Genomic DNA, 5,192 nt, shown 5'->3' with positions numbered 1-5,192 from the left:
CGGGCAGTCGAGGTCGTAGACGACGGCGGTCGACGCGGGCAGCCCGAGTCCCACGGCGTCCTCGGGCGACACGCCGAACGGCCCGCTGAGCGCGGACAGCCGCGCGAGGCGCAGCGCGCGCACGGCGGGTGCGGCGGAGACCGCACGGATGCCGAGCGCGGCGGTCACGGGTCGCACGAAGCCGCGCTGCTGCGGCACCTCCTGCGTCGACTCCTCCCAGTGCGCCTGCGCGAACCGGGAGATGGCGAGGACCTCGATCTCGTCGACCTCGATCCCCTCGGGCAGCCCGAGGAGGTGCCGGTCGCGGATCGAGGCGTCCTTGACGTTCAGCCGCGGGAGCGCGTCGGCCATCCGCTCAGACCTGCGTCCGGTGGAACGACTGGAAGGACCGCGACGCGGTCGGCCCGCGCTGGCCCTGGTAGCGCGAGCCGTACGCGGCGGAGCCGTAGGGCTGCTCGGCGGCGGACGTCAGGCGGAAGAAGCAGAGCTGGCCGATCTTCATGCCGGGCCACAGCAGGATGGGCAGCGTCGCGACGTTCGAGAGCTCGAGCGTCACGTGCCCGGAGAAGCCGGGGTCGATGAAGCCGGCCGTCGAGTGCGTGAGCAGCCCGAGCCGGCCGAGCGACGACTTGCCCTCGAGCCGCGCGGCGACGTCGTCGGGCAGCGTGACCTGCTCGTACGTCGACCCGAGGACGAACTCGCCGGGGTGCAGCACGAACGGCTCGCCGTCCTCGACCTCGACCAGGCGCGTGAGGTCGGGCTGGTCGACCGACGGGTCGATCACCGGGTACTTGTGGTTGTCGAACAGCCGGAAGTACCGGTCGAGGCGCACGTCGATGCTGGACGGCTGGAGCATCGCCGGCTCGTACGGGTCGAGGCCGACGCGGCCCGACTCGAGCTCGGCCCTGATGTCACGGTCGGAGAGCAGCACGGGCCCACGGTAGTCGTCCGGACGCCCGTCCGGTTCACGCGGTCCGGGGCTGTGGACACGCGTCGCCCGCGCGCGCTGCACGGACGTGCGGAGGGGCGACGTTTTCGATATCGCCCCCGGCGGCTATCATCCTTCCGTGAGGCGCGTGGGAGCGCTCTCGCACCGATCAGACGCCGCGTCAGACAGCCCGACGACGGACCGCGCCGACGCGGATCCACGGGTGACCGGGCACGGACGTCTCCGAGCACCCGAGGAAGTCCAATGCGGTTCGGCCACTTCGACGACGCGGCGCGCGAGTACGTCATCACGACGCCCCACACCCCCTACCCGTGGATCAACTACCTCGGGTCGGAGCAGTTCTTCTCGCTGCTCTCGCACCAGGCGGGCGGGTACTCGTTCTACCGCGACGCCAAGATGCGCCGGCTCACGCGCTACCGCTACAACAACATCCCCGCCGACGCGGGCGGCCGCTACCTGTACGTCAACGACGGCGGCGACGTGTGGACCCCGTCGTGGCTGCCGGTGAAGGCGGACCTCGACCACTTCGAGGCGCGGCACGGCCTGGGCTACTCGACGATCACCGGTGAGCGGAACGGTCTGCGCGTGCAGACCCTGTTCTTCGTCCCGCTCGGCGAGAACGCCGAGGTCCAGAAGGTCACCGTCACGAACACGTCCGACGCCCCGAAGTCGGCGACGCTGTTCTCGTTCGTCGAGTTCTGCCTGTGGAACGCGCAGGACGACCAGACGAACTACCAGCGCAACCTGTCGATCGGCGAGGTCGAGGTCGAGCAGGACGGCCCGCACGGCTCGGCGATCTTCCACAAGACCGAGTACCGCGAGCGCCGCGACCACTACGCCGTGTTCGGCGTGAACACGCGTGCGGACGGGTTCGACACGGACCGCGACACGTTCGTCGGCGCGTACAACTCGCTCGGCGAGGCGTCGGTCCCGCGTGCCGGGAAGTCCGCCGACTCGGTCGCGTCGGGCTGGTACCCGATCGGCTCGCACTCGGTCGTCGTCGAGCTGGCCCCGGGCGAGTCCCGCGAGCTCGTCTACGTCCTCGGCTACCTGGAGAACCCGGTCGAGGAGAAGTGGGCCGACGACGCCCACCAGGTCGTCAACAAGACGGGTGCGCACGCGCTGCTCGGCCGGTTCGCGACGAGCGAGCAGGTCGACGCCGCGCTCGAGGCGCTCAACGCCTACTGGACGAACCTGCTGTCGACGTACTCGGTGTCGAGCACCGACGAGAAGCTCGACCGGATGGTCAACATCTGGAACCAGTACCAGTGCATGGTCACGTTCAACATGTCGCGCTCGGCGTCGTTCTTCGAGACCGGCATCGGCCGCGGCATGGGCTTCCGCGACTCCAACCAGGACCTGCTGGGCTTCGTCCACCTGATCCCGGAGCGCGCGCGCGAGCGGATCATCGACATCGCGTCGACGCAGTTCGCGGACGGCTCGGCGTACCACCAGTACCAGCCGCTGACGAAGCGCGGGAACAACGACATCGGCTCGGGCTTCAACGACGACCCGCTGTGGCTCATCGCCGGCGTCGCCGCGTACATCAAGGAGTCGGGCGACTGGAGCATCCTCGACGAGCCCGTGCCGTTCGACAACGAGCCCGGCTCCGAGGTCCCGCTGTTCGAGCACCTCACGCGTTCGTTCCAGTTCACGGTCCAGAACCGGGGCCCGCACGGCCTGCCGCTCATCGGCCGCGCCGACTGGAACGACTGCCTCAACCTCAACTGCTTCTCGACGACGCCCGGCGAGTCGTTCCAGACGACCGAGAACCAGGCGGGCGGTGTCGCGGAGTCCGTGTTCATCGCCGCGCAGTTCGTGCTGTACGGCGCCGAGTACGCGAACCTCGCGGAGCGTCGCGGCCTGGCCGACGTCGCGACCGAGGCACGCAAGTACGTCGACGAGGTCCGTGCCGCGGTGCTCGAGCACGGCTGGGACGGCCAGTGGTTCCTCCGGGCCTACGACTACTACGGCAACCCGGTCGGCACCGACGCGAAGCCCGAGGGCAAGATCTGGATCGAGCCGCAGGGCTTCGCCGTCATGGCGGGCATCGGCGTCGGCAGCGGCCCGGACGACGCGGACGCCCCGGCGATCCAGGCGCTCGACGCGGTCAACGAGCACCTCGGCACGCCGCACGGCCTGGTGCTCCAGTTCCCGGCGTACACGACGTACCAGATCGAGCTCGGCGAGGTCTCGACGTACCCGCCCGGCTACAAGGAGAACGGCGGCATCTTCTGCCACAACAACCCCTGGGTGATCATCGCCGAGACGGTCGTGGGGCGCGGTGCGCAGGCGTTCGACTACTACAAGCGGATCACCCCGGCGTACCGCGAGGAGATCTCCGACACGCACAAGCTCGAGCCGTACGTGTACGCGCAGATGATCGCGGGCAAGGAGGCGTCGCGCGCCGGTGAGGCCAAGAACTCGTGGCTGACCGGCACGGCGGCGTGGAACTTCGTGGCGGTGTCGCAGTACCTGCTGGGCGTCCGGCCGGACTACGACGGCCTGGTCGTCGACCCGCAGATCGGCCCCGACGTCCCGTCGTACACGGTCACCCGCGTCGCCCGCGGCGCGACGTACGAGATCACGGTCACCAACTCCGGGGCGCCGGGTGCGCGCGGTTCGCTCACCGTGGACGGTGCCCCGGTCGAGGGCAACACCGTGCCCTACGCTCCCGCGGGGGCGACGGTGCGCGTCGCCGTCACGGTCTGAGCACGGCCACGAGGGACGGGGCAGGGACATGACGTTGCTCGACGCGGCGCCCACCGAGGTGCGCACGGACGACCCGCGGGTCGTCACGATCGCGGACGGCGCCTGGGAGGTCGACGTCCTCCCCGGCACCGGCGCGTCGCTCGGTGCGGGCCGCATCCGCACGTCGGACGGCGTCTGGCGCGACCTGCTCCGTCCCACCAGCCGGGGCGGCCGCGGGGTCGTCGAGAAGTGCGCGAGCTTCCCGATGATCCCGTGGTCCAACCGCGTCCGTGACGGGGCGCTGACGTTCCGCGGCCGCACCCACCGGCTGCAGCGCGACTGCGCGGACGGCACCGCGATCCACGGCGCCGTCCGGTACGCGCGCTGGGACGTCCTCGACCGCACGCCCGGGTCGGTCACGGTGGGCATCGACACGCGCGAGCACGTCGGGATCAACTTCCCGTGGCACTTCACGTCGACGATCACGTACGCGGTGCGCGGCGGGACGTTCGAGGTGACGACGACGCTGCGGAACGTCGACTCCGAGGCGTTCCCGGGCGGCTTCGGCCACCACCCGTACTTCCAGCGGTCGCTGGCACCCGTCGGCGCGGTCGCCCCGCGCCCGCTCGGCCACCCGGTCGTGCAGGTGCCCGCGCACGCGTGCTACCCGGGTGTGCCGATGCCGACCGGCCCGTCGGGGCCGCTCACGCCGCGCGCGGACTTCCTGGCCCCGCGCGTGCTCGACGGCGCGTTCATCGACGACGTCTACAACGCGCGCGACACCGACAAGCCGATCACCATCCGGTACGCGCAGCCGGACGTGACCGTGGACCTCACCGCGGACCCCGTCTACGAGCACCTCGTGTTCTACGCACCGCGTGGTCGCGCGTACTTCGCGATCGAGCCCGCGACCAACGTCAACGACGGCGTCGCGCTGTTCGAGGCCGGCGTGCCCGGCACCGGGGTCTTCGTGCTCGAACCCGGTGAGGAGCGCACGGGGTCGTTCGCGATCGCCGTCACGGTCTGACCGCTCGCACCCGACGCCCGGGCCGCACCACGGTGCGCCCGGGCGTCGTCGTGCCCGGCTGGGACGCGGTCGCGAACCGCGCTATCGTCAGGATCCTTGACGGTCACTCGCGCTGACCGTCACCGTGCCTGACGAAAGGTCGCGATGACCGCCGACGCCCCCACCGACCTGGGTGCGCTCGCCGCCCGCGTGCGCACCGCGATCGACGACGAGACCGCGCACCGGCTCACCACCGCCGGGCACCCCGACCTGCGCCCGCAGCACCGCAGCGTGCTCGGCGCCCTCGACGACGACGGCACCAGAGCCACCGCGATCGGGCGCCGGACCGGCCAGCACAAGCAGGTCGTCGGGACGTCCGTCGACGAGCTCGAGGCCCTCGGGTACGTCGAGCGCCGGCCCGACCCCGCCGACCGGCGCGCCAAGCTCGTCGTCGCCACACCCCGCGGCGCCGACGCGCGACGCGTGCTGGCCGCGGCCGGCGCCGCCATCGCGGCCCGGCACCGCGACGCCGTCGGGGACCGCATC

Annotated in this window: 4 protein-coding genes and 1 pseudogene; 3 read left to right on the top strand and 2 right to left on the bottom strand. The window is 71.4% G+C overall.

Going from position 1 to position 5,192, the window contains the following annotated elements; translation table 11 throughout:
* Together HGA02_RS09680 and dcd are read right to left on the bottom strand one after the other, a co-directional pair.
* A pseudogene (locus HGA02_RS09680) lies at window positions 1–351 on the bottom strand (hypothetical protein); the annotation flags it as partial.
* Window positions 352–355: 4 nt separating this feature from the next.
* Window positions 356–931: a dCTP deaminase gene (gene dcd / locus HGA02_RS09675; RefSeq protein ID WP_168678833.1), complete on the bottom strand. Its 576-nt coding sequence runs from the start codon at window positions 929–931 to the stop codon at window positions 356–358.
* A 261-nt stretch (window positions 932–1,192) separates the two neighbouring features.
* Here dcd and HGA02_RS09670 point away from each other — a divergent pair, with 261 nt between their 5' ends.
* From HGA02_RS09670 to HGA02_RS09660, 3 genes are all read left to right on the top strand, one after another.
* Complete coding sequence (locus HGA02_RS09670) at window positions 1,193–3,661, top strand: glycoside hydrolase family 94 protein (protein ID WP_168678832.1); 2,469 nt, start codon at window positions 1,193–1,195, stop codon at window positions 3,659–3,661.
* Between the two features lie 28 nt (window positions 3,662–3,689).
* On the top strand, window positions 3,690–4,667 hold the full coding sequence (locus HGA02_RS09665; RefSeq protein WP_168678831.1) for an aldose epimerase family protein: 978 nt from the start codon (window positions 3,690–3,692) through the stop codon (window positions 4,665–4,667).
* 144 nt (window positions 4,668–4,811) lie between these two features.
* Window positions 4,812–5,192: MarR family winged helix-turn-helix transcriptional regulator (locus HGA02_RS09660; RefSeq protein ID WP_168678830.1), on the top strand; the 381-nt coding region annotated here is incomplete at its 3' end.

This window comes from Cellulomonas septica (genome assembly GCF_012396155.1).
Classification (GTDB): domain Bacteria; phylum Actinomycetota; class Actinomycetes; order Actinomycetales; family Cellulomonadaceae; genus Cellulomonas; species Cellulomonas septica.
The sequence above is the reverse complement of the archived record's forward strand: the minus strand, read 5'-3'. Positions and strand labels throughout refer to the sequence as shown.